The sequence below is a fragment of the Nonomuraea sp. NPDC052129 genome (assembly GCF_040680095.1).
In the GTDB taxonomy this organism is placed as follows: domain Bacteria; phylum Actinomycetota; class Actinomycetes; order Streptosporangiales; family Streptosporangiaceae; genus Nonomuraea.
Window position 1 is genome coordinate 53,124 of record NZ_JBFAVX010000036.1, and the last position, 17,167, is coordinate 70,290.

Sequence of the window (17,167 nt, forward strand, 5' to 3'; positions counted from 1 at the left end):
CACCTGCACCCGGACCCGAACAATTCCAACGGGTTGGACTCCGGCGTCCACCACCGCCCCGCCACCTGGGCCCCCACGGCGGTGGGGGGCCCGCCCCCCCACCCCACCTCCTTTCAGGGTTCGTCCGTGCCGGTGTAAATGAACGAGTGGAGGGCGAGTTCGCCGTCGGAGCAGGAGACGCCGACCATCCGGCCTGTGAAGTCGCTTGTCATGGCGGGAGGTCACATCTCTTCGCAGGGAAGGCCCCAGCTTTCATAGCCGCCGCCGGGTTTGTGGTACCAGAGTTCGGCGCAGATGTTGGTCCCTTGGGGTACCGGCCAGGTATAGGAGAATTCCCTGATGGTGCTGTTGTAGGTGTAGGTCGGATAGTTGATGTCGCGGCCGCCGCCCCAGACGTGGATGTGGTAGGTGCCCAGGGGGCTGCAACGCCCCCCCAGGTGCCTGAGCAGGATGGCGTTGTACGCGGCCCACAGCCCGAGGCAGACGCTGACACCGGCTGGAGCGCGGGCCACAGCCGCCTGGGTGGCACTGGTACTGGCCGATGCGGGTGAGATGGTGGTCGCGAGAGATGTCGCGAGTACGGTCGCTGTCGCCAGGACGCGGGCCGTGGACCGTGTTTTTCGGGATTTGCCTGCTGTCTGCATCGAATCTCCCCGTGAGTTCGACAGAGCGGTTTGCAGCCAGCCTCACAACGCGCGGTTGCCGTCACCAGGGCTTGCACCGGTCATTGCCCGGACTTTTCCGCCTATACCGCCGACGTCATCCGGCGGATGGGGAGGAGCACCGCCGACGGATGCCGCGGGTCGTGGAAGACCTGCTGGTCGGCGGTATGGAGGGTGGTGGCGGTGGCGCGGGGTTCGCCGGTGCCGGGGTTGCGGTTGTAGCGGGGGAAGGCGCCGCTGGAGATCTGGACGCGGATGCGGTGCCCGCGCTTGAAGCGGTACGCGGTCGGCCACATCCGCACCTCCGCCGCGCAGGTGTCGTCGGCGCCGGTGAGGCTGATCAGGCCGTCGCACACGTTGTACGAGCGGCCGTCGGCGTCGACGTCGCACAGCCGGACGAAGACGTCGGCGAAGGGGAGGCTGGAGCGGAAGAAGATCTCGGCGCTGACGTCGCCGATGACCTCGAGGTCGCCGTCCAGCGCGGCAGTGGTGTAGGTGAGGACGTCGGGGCGGGCCTCGAGAGCGGTGTTGTCGACGCGCCCGGCTTTCTCGCCGAAGGCCATGCGGACGCCGCCGACGGCGGGGGTGGGGTCGGCCGGGTCGTAGCGGTAGCCGTCAGGGGAGGAGTCGGCGGGTGGCTCGGTGCCGAGGGCGCCGTCCGGCTGAAGGTGGAAGCGCTGGGGGTCGTACCCCGGCGGTGGCCAGGACCGGAAGTCGCGCCACTTGTCCTCGCCCATGACGAACAGGCGTACCGGGGCGCGCTCGGCCGGCTGCTCGCCTCTGGCCAGGGCCAGGCCGAAGTCGAGGGCCTCGGCGGTGTAGGTGTGGCCGACTCCCATGGAGATATGGGCCCAGGGGCCGACGGTGAGGCGGACGGGCGAGCGTCCGGCGTCCTGAAGGGTCCGGTAGTCGCGGAGCTGGCCGGGCAGGAAGATGTCGTACCAGCCGCCGACCGTACTCACCGGCACGGTGATGTCCGCGACCCGGTGGCGGTGGTCGAGGTCCCGCCAGAACGGCGCGTCGGCGTCGTGGACGAGGATGTTCTGGATGTAGTCGTAGTGGCGGCCGATCGCGGTCGTGTCGGCCTGGTTCAAGGGGAGCGTGCGCAGGGCGCGCTGGACCTTCTTCCCGCTCAGTACCTGGCGCAGCATGCCGAACCTGCGCTCCTGGCCGGCCACCTGTACGCCCCAGACGAACGGGGTCTCCAGGGAGAAGGCGTCCCCGTGCAGGAAGTCCAGGGTGAGGGCCGATTCGGAGACCCCCGGGATCATGGCCTTGACCTGGGGTGGCGCGGCGTCGGCGACCGCCCACTGGGTGAAGCCGCTGTAACTGGCACCGACCAGGATCATCGACTCGCCGAACCAAGGCTGCTCGATCACCCAGTCCAGAGTGTCGAGGCCGTCCTCGCGCTCGCGGCGCAGCGGGTCGAACGGGCCGTCGGAGCCGAAGGTGCCTCGGGTGCTCTGGATGAGGACCTGGAAGCCGCGTTCGGCCAGCGGCCGGACCATCGGCGCCGCGGTCATACCGGATCTGCCGTAGGGGATGCGGATGAGCGCGGTCGGCAGGCCGTCGCCTCCTGTCGCCGGGGTCCAGCGGTCGGCCAGCAGAGTGGCCCCGTCGCGCATCGGGACACGCAGGTCGCGCTCGACGATCAGATCCCTGGTGAGGGGCGGGGGCAGACGCAGGAGGCGCTGGACGAGGTGGCTGTTCAGGTTCATCGGGGGTGGCTTCCGGTGGAAGGGGCGAGGGCGGGGAGGCCGCGGGCATACGCCGTCGAGAGGCGTAGCAGGCGGTCCGTGAGTTCTTCGGGGTCGAGGGGGTCGTCGGCGTCGACCACCCAGTCGTTGACGATCGCGCCGGTGCCGCCGGTGATCATCGTCGCCAGGTCCCGCGCCGTGCCGTCGTCGAGGTCGCCGAACACCTCCCGCAGGCCCGTCGTGGTGATGAGCGAGCCGAACAGCCTGTTCAGGGCCCTGGTCATGGGGAAGGCGCAGGATCCGGTGAGCATCGCGCGGTAGAAGGGCCGGTGCCGGGCGAAGTGCCGGGCCATCGCCAGCACGCGCGCGCGACGTGGCGCGCCGTCGTCGCCCGCCTCCGGAATGAGCTCCCGCTCTACCAGGTCTGCCGCGGCCGCCACGAGGAGTGCGTCACGGTCGCCGAACTGCAGATAGACCAGTTGCCGGCTGACGTTCGCGGCATCGGAGAGATCACCGACGGGAAGGGCCGTGGTGCCGCGCTCGGACACCAGGCGTACCGCGGCGGCCATCAGCGCGGCGCGAGAGCGGAGCACCCGGCGGTCTTGTCTGACTTGCACGGCGCCAACCCTAGACATGTGTTAGAAAATAGACAACTGTTAAATCAGTCGTTTTAAGGGGGGCCAGCGATGTCCGTAGTCGAACCCGAGGTCCGCACCACCGCCGGCGTCGTGCGCGGCCGTACGGAGGACGGCCTGGCCGTCTTCCGCGGTATTCCGTACGCCGAACCCCCGCTCGGCGCGGCCCGCTTCCAGGCGCCGCGACCGGCGCGCCGCTGGGACGGCGTACGAGAGGCGTACGAGTTCGGCCCGCCGGTCCCGCAGGACACGGACATGGGTGGTCGCGGCGGCGGAGACTTCTTCACGTTCAAGGGCCCGGGTGACGACTGGCTGACGGTCAACGTCTGGACGCCCGCCCCGGACCCGGCCGCCCGCCGCCCGGTGATGGTGTGGATCCACGGTGGCGCCTACAAGCTCGGCTTCTCCGGCAGCCCCGGCTACGACGCCCGGCACATCGTCCGCGACGGCGACGTGGTGTTCGTGTCGCTGAACTACCGCCTGGGCATCGAAGGCTTCGCCGGCATCGAGGGCGCGCCCGCCAACCGGGGTCTGCTCGACCAGGTCGCCGCCCTGGAATGGGTGCGGGACAACATCACTGCCTTCGGGGGAGACCCCGGCCAGGTGACCATCCTCGGTGACTCGGCCGGCGCCGGGTCCATCGCCTCGCTGATGGTCATGCCGAGCGCGGCGGGCCTGTTCCAGCGGGCTGTCGGGCAGAGCATGCCGGGCACGTTCCTCTCCGGCGCCCTGGCCCGGGACGTCGGGGCGGCCATCGCCGCCGAAGCCGGCCTGCGCCCGACGGCCGAGGAACTGTCCGGCGTGGATCCGCGGGAACTCCCGGCGGTCGGCCAGGCGCTGACGGCCAAGATGCCGCAGTACGAGGATCGCTGGGGCTCCTTCGCGCACACTCTGTCCCTGTACTCTCCCGTCGTGGACGGCGAGGTGCTGCCGGTCACGCCCTGGGAGGGACTGGCCCGCGGCGCGGGACGGGACGTGGAGCTGATCATCGGCCACAACCGCGACGAGTGGCGGACGTTCCTGCTCCTCGGCAACCTGTTCGGCAAGGTAACCGAGGAGCAGGCGGCGCAGACGCTGCGGCGCTACGGTCCGGGAGAGGACGGCGAACGTGCCTACCGCGCGGCGTTCCCGGACGCGTCCGCCGAGGACCTGTTCGAGCTCGTGCAGAGCGACTGGCTGTTCCGCATGCCGACGCTGCATCTGGCCGAGGCCCAGGTCGCCGGGGGCGGGCAGGCGTACCTGTACGACCTGACCTGGCAGTCCCCGGGCACAGGCGGACTGCTGCGGGCCTGCCATGGCCTGGACGGCCCGCTGCTGTTCGGCACCTACGACGCCCACCTCGGCCCGGTGGCCATCGGCCCGGAGCACACCACCGAGGCCCGCGCGCTGACGGCGCGGATCCGCCCGGCCTGGACGGCCTTCGCCGCCACGGGCGACCCGGGCTGGCCCGCGTACGACCCCCGGCAACGCCTGACCCAGGTCTTCGACACGACACCGTCCGTCACCGCCTACCCCGAGGAGACCTCGCGCCGCCTGTGGCAGGACCACACCTTCGAGCCACTTCCCCTGCTGACCGCCTGAGGCCCAAAAGGGCAAGCAGTCACAAGGCGGTGAGACCCGCCAGCATGAGCGTCACCCCGCGCTCGAAGCGCTCGTCGCCGGTGCGGGCGGTCAGGTGGTCGGCCGCCGTGACGAGGCTGGGGAACTCGTCGGCCGGTAGCGCTTTGAGGGTGGCGTTCATGCGGGCCAGCACTTCGCCGGGGTCGGCTCCCTCGGCCTCGGCGGAGTTCATGGGGCTCAGCTCCTGCAGGACGAAGCCGGTCACGTAGCTGTTGAGCAGGAAGGCCACCTGAGCGGCCGCACGCGTGTCCAGTCCGGCCGACAGCAGTGCCGACAGCATGGCCTCCAGGCTGCGCAGCGTGTTGTGGCCGAGTACCCAGCGCCCGGCCAGGATCCGGGCGGCGTCGCGGTGGTCGAGCAGCAGCCTGCGGTATTCGGTCAACGCGCCGAGCAGTCGTTCCCGCCAGGGCAGTGCGGGGTCGGGCCAGCGCGCCTCGCTCAGCAGGTCGTCGGCGACCAGGTCGAGCAGCGCCTCCTTGCTGGTGACGTGCCAGTAGAGCGAGGAGACGTCCACGCCCAGCCGGGCCGCCAGGCGGCGCATGCTCAGCCGGTCCACACCTTCCTCGCGTACGAGCTCGCGAGCGGCGGCGACCAGCGTCGCGACGGTCAGATGCGGGCCTGAGGCCGGCCTGCCACGCCGAGGTTTCGCCACACCGTCTCCTTCTGCTTGCTACGATCCTAGCCAAAACCAACACTGTTGGATTACGGAGGGATCATGTTCGACACCCGGTTCGGCCTGCTCATCCCGCAGCGAGGCGCCCTGTTCGGCCTCGGCGGCATCCGCGAACTCCTTCAGCTGGGAGTGACCGCGGAACAGAGCGGAATCCTCAGTTCGGTCTGGGTGGGCGACAGCCTGACCGCCCAGCCGCGCCCCGACGCGCTGTCCCTCCTTGGCGCCCTGAGCGCGATGACCGAGCGGGTCCGGCTCGGCACGTCCTGCATGGCGAGCTTCCCGCTGCGCGACCCCGCCGTCACCGCCTACCAATGGGCCACTCTCGACCACCTCTCCGGAGGCCGGATGATCCTGGGCGCCTGCACGGGACTCGTCGGCGACGGGGTGAGTGCGAGGGAGGGCGCGCACTTCGGCGTGCCCGATCGAGAACGCGCACCTCGCCTGGAGGAGAACATCGCGCTCTGCCGCGAGCTGTGGAGCGGCGAGCCCATCGACTTCGACGGGCGATTCCGCAGCTACAAGGACCTTCTCATCGCCCCCACCCCGCTGCAGGACCCCTGCCCCATCCTCATCGCGGCCAACCCGTGGGATCCACGCTTCGCCGAGCGCGCCCTGCGCCGGGTGGCGACGCTCGCGGACGGCTGGATGACGGCCGGCAGTTGGCCCGGCCTGTTCGAAGGACTGTGGTCCCGGCTACGGGAGGAGTTGACCGCCGCCGGCCGCGACCCCGCGACCTTCCCCGTCGTGGCCATGCACAACGTCAACATCGGCGACGACCGGGCCGAATGCCTGGCCGAGACGAGCCGGTTCATCGCCGCCCACGAAGACGAGGACGAGGTCGCCGCGCCGATGATCGAGTCCTGGACCGCCGCGGGCCCGCCGTCGCGATGCGCCGCCGACCTGCGCGCCCTGCTCGACAAAGGCGCCACCCACCTCATCCTCCGCCTCACCTCCTGGGACCAGCGGGGCCAGCTCCTCCGCCTGACAGAGGAGGTACTGCCCAGCGTCATGAGCTGACAGAGCCGGCGGACCGCACCGCCGTCGGCGCGACGGCGGTCACCTGGCTCATTGGGATCAGCCGGAGACGGGCGCGGCGTGCCCGATGATCTCGCGCGCGATCTTCGCGGGCACGGCGGCCGTCGCCATGTGCGCGACGTCGTCGAGGATCAGCAGGCGCGCCCCCCGTATGCCGGACACGTAGAGCTCTTGGCTGGCGGGAGGGGTGGCGACGTCGGCCGAGCCGCCGATGACCAGGGCCGGCGCGGTCACGTCGGCGAGGTCGTCGCGTACGTCCGCTGCCGCGAGCATCTCGCACGCGCGCGCGTACTGTTCGGCGTCGTTGGCGAGGAGCATGGCGCCGTAGCGCCGGACGATGTCCGGGTTCTCGGACGCGAACTCCGGGGTGAACCAGCGCTTGACGACGGTTTCGCGGATCACGGCGAGCCCGGCGCCGCGTACGGCCGCCGCGGGTCATCGTCCAGATCAGGTCGAACGAGCGCAGACCGCCGATGAACGACAGGATGATCACGGAGTAGGTGGCGGGCCAGCTCAGCGGCAGGGTCACGTGGCGGAAGCGGTGCCATGCGTTGCCGCCGTCCACGGCCACGGCCTGGTAGTAGTCGCGCGGGATGGACAGGATGCCGGCGATGTAGATCACGGTGGCCAGGCCCACGCCCTTCCACACGTCGACCAGGGCCACCGACAGCAGCGCGGTGGTGGCGTCGCCGAGCCGGTCGCCGCCGTCGATCCCGGCCAGGACCAGGACCCGGTTGACCAGGCCGGTGTCGGGCTTGAGCAGCACACTGAAGGTGATGCCGACCGCGACCGTGGAGACCAGGACGGGGAAGAACACCACCGAGCGCAGGAAGCCGCGCAGCCGCAGCTTCGAGGCCAGCAGCACGCCCAGCAGCAGCCCGAGCACGACCTTCGTACTGGGCGGCGCCCTCGGCCGGAGCCGTCAGACCGGAACCGACCGCGACGGTGATCTGCTCCAGGGACGGGCCCTTGATCGGCGAGACGAACTCCAGCGCGGGAGAGGTGGCGCCCTTGTCGATGTAGGCCTGTACGTCCTTGGCCGCCTGGATGGCGTTGTCGGGCAGCTTGGCGCCCTTGACCCGGTACGGCCCCGTCGGTTGCACGGCCTTGGTGACCGCGTCCGCGCCGGCGGGCGAGGCTTACAGAAGCAGCTCGCCGGCGAGCCGGTCGGCCATGTCGGCGTACGAGCTGTAGCCCATGCCCGCGTGCACGAGCGCGCCCGCGTACGCGAACTCCAGTGCGTGGAGAATTCGGGCGTCCGACGCCTCGGTTTGGCATCGGGGTTCAGCGCGGTCCGCAGGCGGCGGCGGATGGCCTTGCCGATGCGCAGCCGCAGCTCCTGAACGTCCGGATCGGGTGCCGAGCAGCGCGCTCGTACAGGCGGCGGCGAGCCGGGGGTCATCGGAGACCAGCAGCGCGATCTCCCGCAGCACGCGATCACGGTCGGACAGCCGGCGGCGGGTCGACTCCGTCATCAATTCGCCGGACATGTGTCCAGACGCTAGTCCAGGTCTCCGGCGCAAGAGCAGGCGCTGTCGGCTCGTCGCCGATCAGGCGCCGCCTGGTTCGACGGTCTGCTCCCACATGGACTTCATCTCGGCGAACCCTTGCTCCATGATCCCCACCATGGCCTCCCGGGCCCGCTCGCCGTCGCGCCGCTGGATCGCCTGGGCCACGTCAGTGTGCAGCTGCAACGCCTTCTCGTCCGGGTTGTGCGGCATCAGGTGGTAGTGGTGCCGGCCGGCCAGCACCTCGGCGACGATCAGCTGCAGTTTCGCGAACATCTCGTTGCCGGAGCCGGCCAGCACCCGCCGGTGGAATTCGATGTCCAGGTTGAGGAAGCGCGGCTCATCGCCGGCTTTCCCCGCGGCCCACATCTTGGCCGCGAGGCCGACCAGCTCGCTCGCCTCGTCGTCGTCGATCCGCTCGGCGGCCAACCAGGCGGCGTGCGGCTCGATCGCGGTCCGTAGCTCGGTGATCGAGCGCATCTGCGCCATCCGCCCGGCCGAGGCCAGCCGCCAGCGGATCACCTGCGGATCGAAGACGCTCCACCCCTCGGCGGGCTGGATCATGATCCCGACCCGGCGCCGGGTCTCGATGAGTCCCATGGATGCGAGCACCCGCAGCACCTCGCGGATCACCGAGCGGGAGACCTGGTAGCGGTCGACCAGGTCGTCGATGCTCAGGACGGAACCGGCGGCCACATCGCCGCTGCAGATGGCGGTGCCGAGGTGGTCGAGGACGCGTGCGTGTAGCCCAGTCTCGGGAGGGGAGGGCTGGGTTGGGGCACCCTCTGGGGAGGACTGATTCACGACATAAAGCATATCAGTTGAAGGCCGGCTCTTGAATAAATCCGCTTTTTTGTCCTAGCATCCCGGAATTAAGCCGATGTTACGAGAGTGTGGCGCTCTTCCGGGCGGCGGCCATGACAGAAAGGCGAGATGACGTGCAACGTCGATCGATATTCAGTACTTCTCTGGCCGTGGTTGTCGCCATGAGCCTGTCCGCTTGTGGCGGTGGCGGTGACGACGCCGGTGCGTCCAAGACGGTCCGGGTCACCCTGGCCAACCACGTGTGGACGGAGAACATCAAGAAGAGCCTGCCCGAGTTCGAGAAGCAGACCGGGCTCAAGGTCGAGGTCACTCAACTCGGCGAGGACCAGCTCTCCGATCAGTACAACGTCAAGCTGAACGCCGGCTCGTCCGACATCGACGTGATGATGTACCGCCCCCTGCAGGAGGGGAAGCTCTTCGCCAAGAACAAATACCTGACCGACCTGTCGGACCAGGTGAAGGCCAACAAGGACTGGGACTTCAGCGACTTCCAGGCCGGCCCGGTGGAGGCCACCACATACGACGGCAAGCCGGTCGGTGTCCCGATCATCACCGAGCAGGAGGTCCTCTACTACCGTAAGGACCTGCTCGCCAAGGCCGGCCTGAGCGCTCCGCCGAAGACCCTCGACGAGTTGAAGGCCGCCGCCGCCAAGGTCAAGGCGGCCCAGGCGGACGTCGCGGGCTTCGTCGCCCGTACCGGCAAGTCGCCGGCGGTCACCCAGTTCTCCAGTTTTCTTTACAGCTTCGGCGGCGACTTCGTGGACGGCAGCGGCAAGGCCGCGGTCAACAGCGACGCGGCCAAGCAGGCGTACGCCTACTACGGCGCGCTGATCAAAGACTCCGGCCCGGCGAACGTCAGCACCGACATGGGCTGGCCCGAGGCGATGGCCATCTTCACCCAGGGCAAGGCCGCCTTCTACACCGAGGCCAACTCGCTCTACAAGAACGCCACCGATCCGGCCAAGTCCAAGATCTCGGACAAGGTCGGCTTCGCGCCGTTCCCGGCCGGCCCGGCCGGTTCGAAGCCGTACAACATCCCGTCGTGGGCACTGGGCATCAACTCCAGCTCGGAGAACCAGGGCAACGCCTGGAAGTTCATCGAGTGGGCCACCGGCAAGGCCCAGACGCTCAGCCAGCAGACGTCCGGCGTGCCGGGCGCCCGTAGCTCCGTCTGGGCCAACCCGCAGGGCACCTCGACCTTCCCGAAGGACCTGGTGGAGGCCATCAAGGCCAGCACCAAGGCCGGGGTGGGCCATGACCGGCCGCTGGTCGTGAAGGTTCCCGAGGCCCGCGAGATCGTCGGCCAGCCGATCGTCGACGCGATCACCGGCAAGGACGCCGCGGCGGCCGCTGACACGGCCAACGCCGCATTCCAGAAGTTCCTGGACGACGAGGCCAAGTAAGTATGGCAACGATCACCACCGCCAAGGCGCCGCGCAGCGCCCCGACCGCCTCCCAAACGCCCGGCTGGGTGCGCTGGGTCAATGACCACCGCAAGTGGCTCTTCGCCGCGCCCGCGATGACCTTCGTCACCGCGCTGATCGTGTTCCCACTGGCCTGGACCGGCTATCTCAGCCTGACCGACGCCGAGGGGTCCGTCCGCGCGGAGAGCGAGTTCGTGGGCTTCCAGAACTACCTCGACGTCTTCACGGACACCGGCCGGTTCTGGCCCGCCGTAGGACGGACCGCCACGTTCACGGTGGTCGCGCTGCTGTTCGAGGTGGTCCTCGGGATGGCGATCGCCCTGCTGCTCTGGCGGCCGTTCAAAGGGCAGAGATGGGTCCGGGTCGCCATCCTGATGCCGCTCGTCGCCACCCCGGTCGCGGTCGGCATGATGTGGCGGCTCATCTTCGACCCGAACATCGGCATGGCCAACCAGATCCTCGGCTGGGTCGGCATCGGGCCGCAGCCGTGGCTCGCCGGCCAGCACACGGCCCTGCCCACCACGATCTTCATCGACGTGTGGCAGTGGACACCGATGGTGACACTGATCCTGCTCGCCGGGCTCACCTCACTGTCGGACGAGCCGCAGGAGGCGGCGCGCATCGACGGCGCCAGCACCTGGCAGCGTTTCCGGCACGTGACCCTGCCGCTGCTGGGGCCCACGCTGACCGTGGCGATCCTGCTGCGCGGCATCGACGCGCTGAAGACCTTCGACATCCTCTACGCAACGAAGGGCCGCGGCGGCGGTTCGTTCCACGAGGTAGAGACACTGAACGTGTACGCCTACGGCCTCAGCTTCGACTACAACGAGTACGGCGTCTCCTCCACCGTCCTCATCCTCTTCTTCCTGATCATCATCGGGGCGATGTGGGCCCTGACCGCCCGGCGCAAGGAGGCCAAGCGATGAAGCCCCGTCCCGCGTACCGGGTTTTCCGGGTGGTGGCACTCACCTTCGTGGTGCTCTCGCTGCTCGCACCGCTGCTCTGGATGATCGCCGCGTCGTTCAAGACCAACGTCGACATCTACGACCCGGGCAAGGCGCTGGCCTTCTCGCCCACCATGGACAACTACGCCAAGGTGCTCCAGCAGGCCAACTACGTCGAGTTCATCGTCAACAGCCTCTGGGTGGCGTTCGCCGCCACCGTGGCGTCGCTGATCCTCGGCCTGCCGGCCGCGTACTCGATGAGCCGGTTCAACATGCGGAAGTCCGCGCTGGTGGTGCTGATGGCCCGGGTCATCCCCGGCGTCTCGCTGCTGGTGCCCTGGTACTACGTCTTCTCCAACCTGAAGATGGTCGGCGGCTTCGGGGTGCTGATCCTCAGCCACATGTTCGTCGCGCTACCGCTGGTGGTCTACATCATGATGGGCTACTTCGACAGCCTGCCCGAGGAACTGGAGGAGGCGGGGCTGGTCGACGGGCTGACCCACATCGGCGCGTTCCGCCGCATCCTGCTGCCCCTGTCCGTACCGGGTATCGCCACCGCTGGGATTCTGTCGTTCATCTTCTCCTGGAACAACTTCATGTTCGCGCTCGTGCTCTCCGACGCGGACACCAAGACCCTGCCCGTGGCGATCTTCGACTTCGTCGGTTACGCCAGCATCGACTGGGGCGGTCTGATGGCCGCGGCCACCGTGGTCACCGTACCGATCATGCTGATCGCCTTGTTCGTGCAGAAGTACGTGGTCTCCGGCCTCACCGCCGGCGCGACAAAGGGCTGACCGGCATGACGACCATCGCCCGCATAGAGACCTTTCTCGTCGCCCCCCGCTGGCTCTTCGTCCGGGTGGAGAGCGCCTCCGGGATCGTCGGCTGGGGTGAGGCCACCTGCGAAGGGCGCTCCGAGACCGTCCGCGCCGCCATCGACCAGCTCGCGGAGCTGCTGATCGGCCGGGACGCGCTGCGCATCGAGGATCACTGGCAGGTGCTGACCAAGGGCTCGTTCTACCGGGGCGGTCCGATCCTGGCGAGCGCCGTGGCGGGCCTCGACCAGGCCCTCTGGGACATCGCCGGCAAGCACTTCGGCGCCCCGGTGCACCAGCTGCTCGGCGGTCCGGTACGAGACCGGATCCGGATGTACGGCTGGGTCGGCGGCGATGAGCCCAGCGAGGTCCGCGACCACATCGCCGCCCAGGTCGAGGCCGGGCTCACCGCGGTGAAGATGAACGCCTCCGGCAAGATGAGCCCGCTCGCCTCGGTCGCCGAACTGAACGGCGTGGTCGCCCGGGTGGCCGCCGCCCGCGAGGTGCTCGGCGACGACCGCGACGTCGCCGTCGACCTGCACGGGCGGTTCACCCTGGCCAACGCCCGCCGTCTGGCGCCGCTGCTGGAGCCGTATCGGCCGCTGTTCCTGGAAGAGCCGGTCGTCCCGGAGAACTCACACCTCATCGGCGAGTTCGTCCGCTCGACCACCATCCCGGTGTCGACGGGGGAACGGCTCTACAGCCGGCAGGAGTTCCTGCCCGTCCTCCAAGCCGGCATCGCGGTCGCCCAGCCGGATCTCTCGCACGCCGGCGGTATCACCGAGGTACGCAAGATCGCCACCCTCGCCGAGGTGTACGACGTGCAACTCGCCCCGCACTGCCCGCTTGGCCCGATCGCCCTCGCGGCCTGCCTGCAGATCGGCTTCGCCACGCCGAATTACCTCATCCAAGAACAAAGCATCGGCATCCACTACAACCGCGGCGCCGAGGTGCTCGACTACTGCCTCGACAAGACCCCGTTGGCTTTCGTGGACGGGTACGTCGAGCGGCTCACCGCGCCCGGCCTGGGTATCGAGGTCGACGATCAGGCGGTCCGCTCCGCCGGCGAAACAGGACACGCCTGGCGCGGCCCCATCTGGCGGCACCGGGACGGTTCCTACGCGGAATGGTGAGCGTGATCCCTCGACTTCTCCGCCACCACCTGTGAGAAAGGCATCTGCGTGAAGATCATCGCAGCGGACGTTGTCGTCACCAGCCCCGACCGCAACTTCGTCACCCTCAAGATCACGACGGATGAGGGCGTCAGCGGGCTTGGAGACGGCACACTCAACGGGCGGGAGCTGGCGGTCGCGTCGTACTTGGCCGACCACGTTGTCCCCCTCCTGCTCGGGCGAGACCCGCATCGCATCGAGGACACCTGGCAGTTCCTCTACCGCTCGGCGTACTGGCGGCGCGGGCCTGTCACCATGGCCGCCATCGCGGCCGTGGACGTGGCGCTATGGGACATCAAGGCCAAGGCCGCCGGGATGCCGCTCTACCAACTACTCGGCGGAGCCTCCCGGAACGGGATCATGGCGTACGGGCACGCCTCGGGCCGGGACCTGCCAGAGCTGTTCGACTCGATCCGCCGGCACCTGGAGATGGGTTACCGGTCGCTCCGGGTGCAGACCTCCGTACCTGGCATCAATGCCGTGTACGGAGTAGCCGCCCAGCCCAGTGTCGACGGCAAGCGGTACGACTACGAGCCGGCCCAGCGTACGGCGCTGCCCGCCGAAGAGGACTGGGACACCCGCGCCTACCTGCGCCACCTGCCCGGCGTCTTCGAGGCGGTGCGCAACGAGTTCGGGCCCGAGCTGCCGCTGCTGCACGACGGGCACCATCGGATGACCCCGATCCAGGCCGCCAAGCTCGGCAAGGCCCTTGAGCCGTACGACCTGTTCTGGCTGGAGGACTGTACGCCGGCCGAGAATCAGGAGGCGCTGCGCCTGGTACGCCGGCACACCACCACTCCGCTGGCCATCGGCGAGGTCTTCAACACCGTGTGGGACTACCAGACCCTGATCCGCGAACAGCTCATCGACTACGTCCGCTCCGCCGTCACCCACACCGGGGGGATCACGGCCATGCGGAAGCTGCTCGACTACGCCGCCCAGTACCAGATCAAGTCCGGCATCCACGGCCCGACCGACATCTCGCCGGTCGGCATGGCCGCCGCGCTGCATCTGGACCTGGCGATCCACAACTTCGGCATCCAGGAGTACATGCAGCACGGCCAGGCGACCAACGAGGTGTTCCAGCAGTCGTTCAGCTTCACCGACGGCTATCTGCACCCCGGCGGGCTGCCGGGACTCGGCGTGGAGCTCGATGAGAAGGCCGCGGCGCGATTCCCGTACCAACCGGCGTACCTGCCGTTCAACCGGCTCACGGACGGCACCGTCCATGACTGGTGAACGCAGCGGGTCCTGCCGACGCGGTGATCCGGGCCATGGGCAAGTCGACATATGATCCTTCGAGCTGATGTTCGCCCGATTGTCGGAAGGCCGCCATGACCCACCCCCTCAGCCGGCGGTCCGCCCTGCTGGGCACCTCGGCCGTGGCCGGCCTCGCTCTTTGGGACAGACCAGCCGAGGCGGTCGGCGCCGCCAGCGTCGGTGCCGCCACGTTCGACGCCGCGCGTGAACGATGGGTGAGCCTGCTGGCCGGCGGGTCGTACGACTCCGTCTACACCGACAAGGCGCAGGCGGTCGACGGCTCGGCCAACGCGGTGCTGCGCAAGCTGAAGCCCGACCCCGGCCGCCCGAGCCTGTGGCCCGACCTGCCGCTCGACGACCCCCGTACGGGCAACTTCAACCGCGCCTACAACCGCATGCGCACGCTGGCGCTGGGCTGGGCCACGCCGGGCACCACCATGCACCGCGATGGGCAGGTCGCCGACACCGCGATCATGGCGCTGGACTTCCTGTACAAGCACGCCTACCACGAGGGACTCGACCGGCGGGGCAGCAACTGGTACTGGTGGGAGATCGGCGTCCCCCGCGCGCTGACCGACACCTGCGCCCTGCTGTACGACGGCCTGCCCAAGGACCGCCTCGAGCGCTGGCTGCGCCCCCTGCGCCGCTGGTGCCCCAACCCGGAGCGCCGCGTCAGCCACCCCGGCGTCGTCGAGACCGGCGCCAACCGGGCGGGCAAGGCCACGGCGGTGGCGATGCGCGGATTGCTCACCCACGACGCCCGCCTCGTCAAGCGGGCCAGGAACGCGGTCTCCGACCTGCTGCGGCCGACCAAGGGCCCAGGCGACGGCTTCTACCGTGACGGGTCGTTCATCCAGCACGACGTGTTCCCCTACAACGGCAGCTATGGCGTGGACTACCTGGAGAGCGTGGCCAAGCTGATCGCCATGCTCGCGAGGTCACCGTGGGAGATCACCGGAATCGGCAACGTCTACGACCTCGTGGATCGCTCGTTCGCGCCGTTCATCTTCGACGGGCTGATGATGGACTGCGTACGCGGCCGGCAGATCTCGGTGCAGGGTCACCGTGACCACCACTCGGGGGAGAAGGCGGTCGAGTCCATCCTCACCCTGCTGGAGGCGGCGCCCGAGCGCTACGCCCAGCGCTGGCGACCGCTGGTGAAGGGCTGGATCACCCGTAACCAGGCCGCCCCCACGCTCGCATCGCTGGCGAGCATCGCCGGGGCCAAGGCCCTGCTGGAGGACCTGTCGGTGCCGGTCGGCCCGCGCATGACGGGCACGTACGTCTTCGCCGACATGGACCGGGTCGTGCACCGCCGCCCCACCTGGGCCTACGCGATCGCGATGAGCTCGGAGCGCATCGGCGCGGCCGAGGCCATGAACCAGGAGAACCTGCACGGCTGGTACACCGGCGACGGCATGACCTACCTCTACACCGCCGACCTCACCCACTGGAACGACGACCTGTGGCCGACGATCGACCCGCACCGGCTGCCGGGCACGACGGTCGACACGCGCAGGCGCGCCGACCTCTCGCACAGCAAGCGCCGCCTGCCGCCCACCCCGTGGGCGGGCGGCGTGGCACTCGACGGCGAGTACGGCGTGGCGGCCATGAAGCTGATCGCCGACGGCTCCTCGCTGCGGGCCAAGAAGGCGTGGTTCCTGCTCGATGACGCGGTGATCGCCCTGGGCACCGGCATCGCCGCCTCCGACGGCCGCCGCATCGAGACCATCGTGGAGAACCGCAACACCCACGACTGGCATCCGCCGCTGACCCGGGGCGACGGCTGGGTCCACCTGACCGGTGTGGCCGGCTACGCGCTGCTCGACGGCGCCGACGCGAAGGTGATCCGCGAGCAGCGCACCGGCCGCTGGCGCGACATCGACAAGGGCGCCACCACCGGTGGCGACAACACCCCCGTCACCAGGCACTACACGACGATCCTGGTCGACCACGGCGTCGATCCGGGCAAGGCGCGCTACGCCTATGCCGTGCTGCCCGACGCCTCCATCGCGCAGACCGCGGCTTACGGGCAGCGGATCAAGATCCTCGCCAACTCCCGAACGGTGCAGGCCATCGCCCGCGACAACGTGCTCGCCGCCGTCTTCTGGCGCGCGGGGACCGTCGAGACCGCGGACGGACCGCTCCACGCCGACGGCCCCTGCACGCTGCTGATCCGCCGCGACCACGGGCGGGTACGGCTCGCGGTCTCCGACCCGTCCAGGACCGCCGACGAGGTGAAGATCACGCTGCCCTGGCGGGTGAAATCGGTCAAGAAGCGCGACCGCGGCGTGCGCAAGGCCAAGCGCTCGGTCAAGGTGGAGGTCGGTCGCAGCCGCGGGCACGCCCACACCGCGGTGGTGCACGTCTGAGGCGCACCAGCAAGTCCGGGTCGAGGAACGGTGAACAGCCGTCGGCGCTCGCGAACTTTTCCTCATGCCGGAGCGACCAACTACGAAGTCGACCATTACGGAGGCCCTAGATGACTTCGCCCTTGACCGTGGAACCGCCGTTAACCCGCCCGTACCGGCTCCGGCGGCTGAAGGGACTCGGGCTCGTCGTTCTCGGCATCGCGCTGGGTGTGGCGCTGTCCGTCGCGGTGCGGTGGCCGCGGACCGAGGTGGTCTATCGCAGCGACCAGCCGGCCACTGTGGCCTACGACGACGATTCGAAGCATCTGCTGGCTTTTATTCGCCGGAGCGCCCCCCTCGGGGAGTCGCACCAGATCTTCGTCGGCCGGGATCCCAGCCTTTCTTACGGCCATTGGGTGGACATCGAAACGTCCGCCGACTCTGTCAAGACGACCGAGTGGACGACCGCCGGGGTACGGGTGCTTTTCAACACCGGGCACGAGCTCTTCATCCCCGCCAGGTATTTCATCGGCGGAAGGTGACCCC

Annotated in this window: 16 protein-coding genes and 1 pseudogene; 9 read left to right on the forward strand and 8 right to left on the reverse strand. The window is 69.2% G+C overall.

Translation table 11 applies throughout. The annotated features are described in order from the left end of the window. Positions 1 to 221: 221 nt before the first annotated feature. The 3 genes from AB0L53_RS47895 to AB0L53_RS47905 all read right to left on the reverse strand — a co-directional run bounded on the left by AB0L53_RS47895 (position 222) and on the right by AB0L53_RS47905 (position 2,976). Positions 222 to 644, reverse strand: coding sequence for a hypothetical protein (locus AB0L53_RS47895; RefSeq protein WP_364010021.1), 423 nt, complete (start codon positions 642 to 644; stop codon positions 222 to 224). A 101-nt stretch (positions 645 to 745) separates the two neighbouring features. After that, a complete protein-coding gene (locus AB0L53_RS47900; RefSeq protein ID WP_364010024.1) occupies positions 746 to 2,380 on the reverse strand; it encodes a CocE/NonD family hydrolase in 1,635 nt (544 codons plus the stop codon). Continuing rightward, positions 2,377 to 2,976: a helix-turn-helix domain-containing protein gene (locus AB0L53_RS47905; RefSeq protein WP_364010027.1), complete on the reverse strand. Its 600-nt coding sequence runs from the start codon at positions 2,974 to 2,976 to the stop codon at positions 2,377 to 2,379. Before AB0L53_RS47905 ends, AB0L53_RS47900 begins: the two co-directional genes overlap by 4 nt. Before the next feature lie 69 nt (positions 2,977 to 3,045). Between AB0L53_RS47905 and AB0L53_RS47910 the strand changes: the two genes are divergently transcribed. Next, positions 3,046 to 4,575 carry a carboxylesterase family protein gene (locus AB0L53_RS47910; protein WP_364010030.1) on the forward strand — a complete coding sequence of 510 codons (1,530 nt, stop codon included), beginning with the start codon at positions 3,046 to 3,048 and terminating at the stop codon, positions 4,573 to 4,575. Between the two features lie 19 nt (positions 4,576 to 4,594). Here AB0L53_RS47910 and AB0L53_RS47915 read toward each other — a convergent pair whose 3' ends face one another. Continuing rightward, entirely contained in the window at positions 4,595 to 5,266 is a 672-nt protein-coding gene (locus AB0L53_RS47915; protein WP_364010032.1) for a TetR/AcrR family transcriptional regulator, read from the reverse strand. A 63-nt stretch (positions 5,267 to 5,329) separates the two neighbouring features. On the opposite strand from AB0L53_RS47915, the gene AB0L53_RS47920 reads away from it, so the two are divergent. Then, positions 5,330 to 6,304: an LLM class flavin-dependent oxidoreductase gene (locus AB0L53_RS47920; protein WP_364010035.1), complete on the forward strand. Its 975-nt coding sequence runs from the start codon at positions 5,330 to 5,332 to the stop codon at positions 6,302 to 6,304. 57 nt (positions 6,305 to 6,361) lie between these two features. Here AB0L53_RS47920 and AB0L53_RS47925 read toward each other — a convergent pair whose 3' ends face one another. The 4 genes and pseudogenes from AB0L53_RS47925 to AB0L53_RS47940 all read right to left on the reverse strand — a co-directional run bounded on the left by AB0L53_RS47925 (position 6,362) and on the right by AB0L53_RS47940 (position 8,634). Continuing rightward, entirely contained in the window at positions 6,362 to 6,640 is a 279-nt protein-coding gene (locus AB0L53_RS47925) for an alpha/beta hydrolase (protein WP_364010243.1), read from the reverse strand. A gap of 130 nt (positions 6,641 to 6,770) precedes the next feature. Then, positions 6,771 to 7,208: pseudogene (locus tag AB0L53_RS47930) on the reverse strand (sugar ABC transporter permease); the annotation flags it as partial. A 253-nt stretch (positions 7,209 to 7,461) separates the two neighbouring features. Next, entirely contained in the window at positions 7,462 to 7,812 is a 351-nt protein-coding gene (locus AB0L53_RS47935; protein WP_364010038.1) for a hypothetical protein, read from the reverse strand. A gap of 60 nt (positions 7,813 to 7,872) precedes the next feature. After that, positions 7,873 to 8,634 carry a FadR/GntR family transcriptional regulator gene (locus tag AB0L53_RS47940; RefSeq protein ID WP_364010040.1) on the reverse strand — a complete coding sequence of 254 codons (762 nt, stop codon included), beginning with the start codon at positions 8,632 to 8,634 and terminating at the stop codon, positions 7,873 to 7,875. A gap of 182 nt (positions 8,635 to 8,816) precedes the next feature. Between AB0L53_RS47940 and AB0L53_RS47945 the strand changes: the two genes are divergently transcribed. The 7 genes from AB0L53_RS47945 (at position 8,817) to AB0L53_RS47975 (ending at position 17,163) form a co-directional block, all read left to right on the forward strand. Further along, positions 8,817 to 10,058 (forward strand): sugar ABC transporter substrate-binding protein, encoded by a 1,242-nt coding sequence (locus AB0L53_RS47945; RefSeq protein WP_364010043.1) that lies wholly within the window; start codon positions 8,817 to 8,819, stop codon positions 10,056 to 10,058. Positions 10,059 to 10,060: 2 nt separating this feature from the next. Further along, positions 10,061 to 11,005, forward strand: a complete 945-nt coding sequence (locus tag AB0L53_RS47950) for a sugar ABC transporter permease (protein ID WP_364010046.1) — start codon at positions 10,061 to 10,063, stop codon at positions 11,003 to 11,005. Beyond that, the gene (locus AB0L53_RS47955; protein WP_364010049.1) at positions 11,002 to 11,817 is read left to right on the forward strand and encodes a carbohydrate ABC transporter permease; all 816 of its coding nucleotides are present in this window, start codon (positions 11,002 to 11,004) and stop codon (positions 11,815 to 11,817) included. The genes AB0L53_RS47950 and AB0L53_RS47955 overlap by 4 nt, the downstream gene beginning before the upstream one ends. Positions 11,818 to 11,822: 5 nt before the next feature. After that, positions 11,823 to 12,971 carry a galactonate dehydratase gene (gene dgoD / locus AB0L53_RS47960; RefSeq protein WP_364010052.1) on the forward strand — a complete coding sequence of 383 codons (1,149 nt, stop codon included), beginning with the start codon at positions 11,823 to 11,825 and terminating at the stop codon, positions 12,969 to 12,971. A gap of 48 nt (positions 12,972 to 13,019) precedes the next feature. After that, positions 13,020 to 14,249, forward strand: a complete 1,230-nt coding sequence (gene manD / locus AB0L53_RS47965; protein ID WP_364010055.1) for a D-mannonate dehydratase ManD — start codon at positions 13,020 to 13,022, stop codon at positions 14,247 to 14,249. 95 nt (positions 14,250 to 14,344) lie between these two features. After that, entirely contained in the window at positions 14,345 to 16,642 is a 2,298-nt protein-coding gene (locus AB0L53_RS47970; RefSeq protein WP_364010057.1) for a polysaccharide lyase 8 family protein, read from the forward strand. 110 nt (positions 16,643 to 16,752) lie between these two features. After that, positions 16,753 to 17,163 (forward strand): hypothetical protein, encoded by a 411-nt coding sequence (locus AB0L53_RS47975; protein WP_364010060.1) that lies wholly within the window; start codon positions 16,753 to 16,755, stop codon positions 17,161 to 17,163. Positions 17,164 to 17,167: the final 4 nt, after the last annotated feature.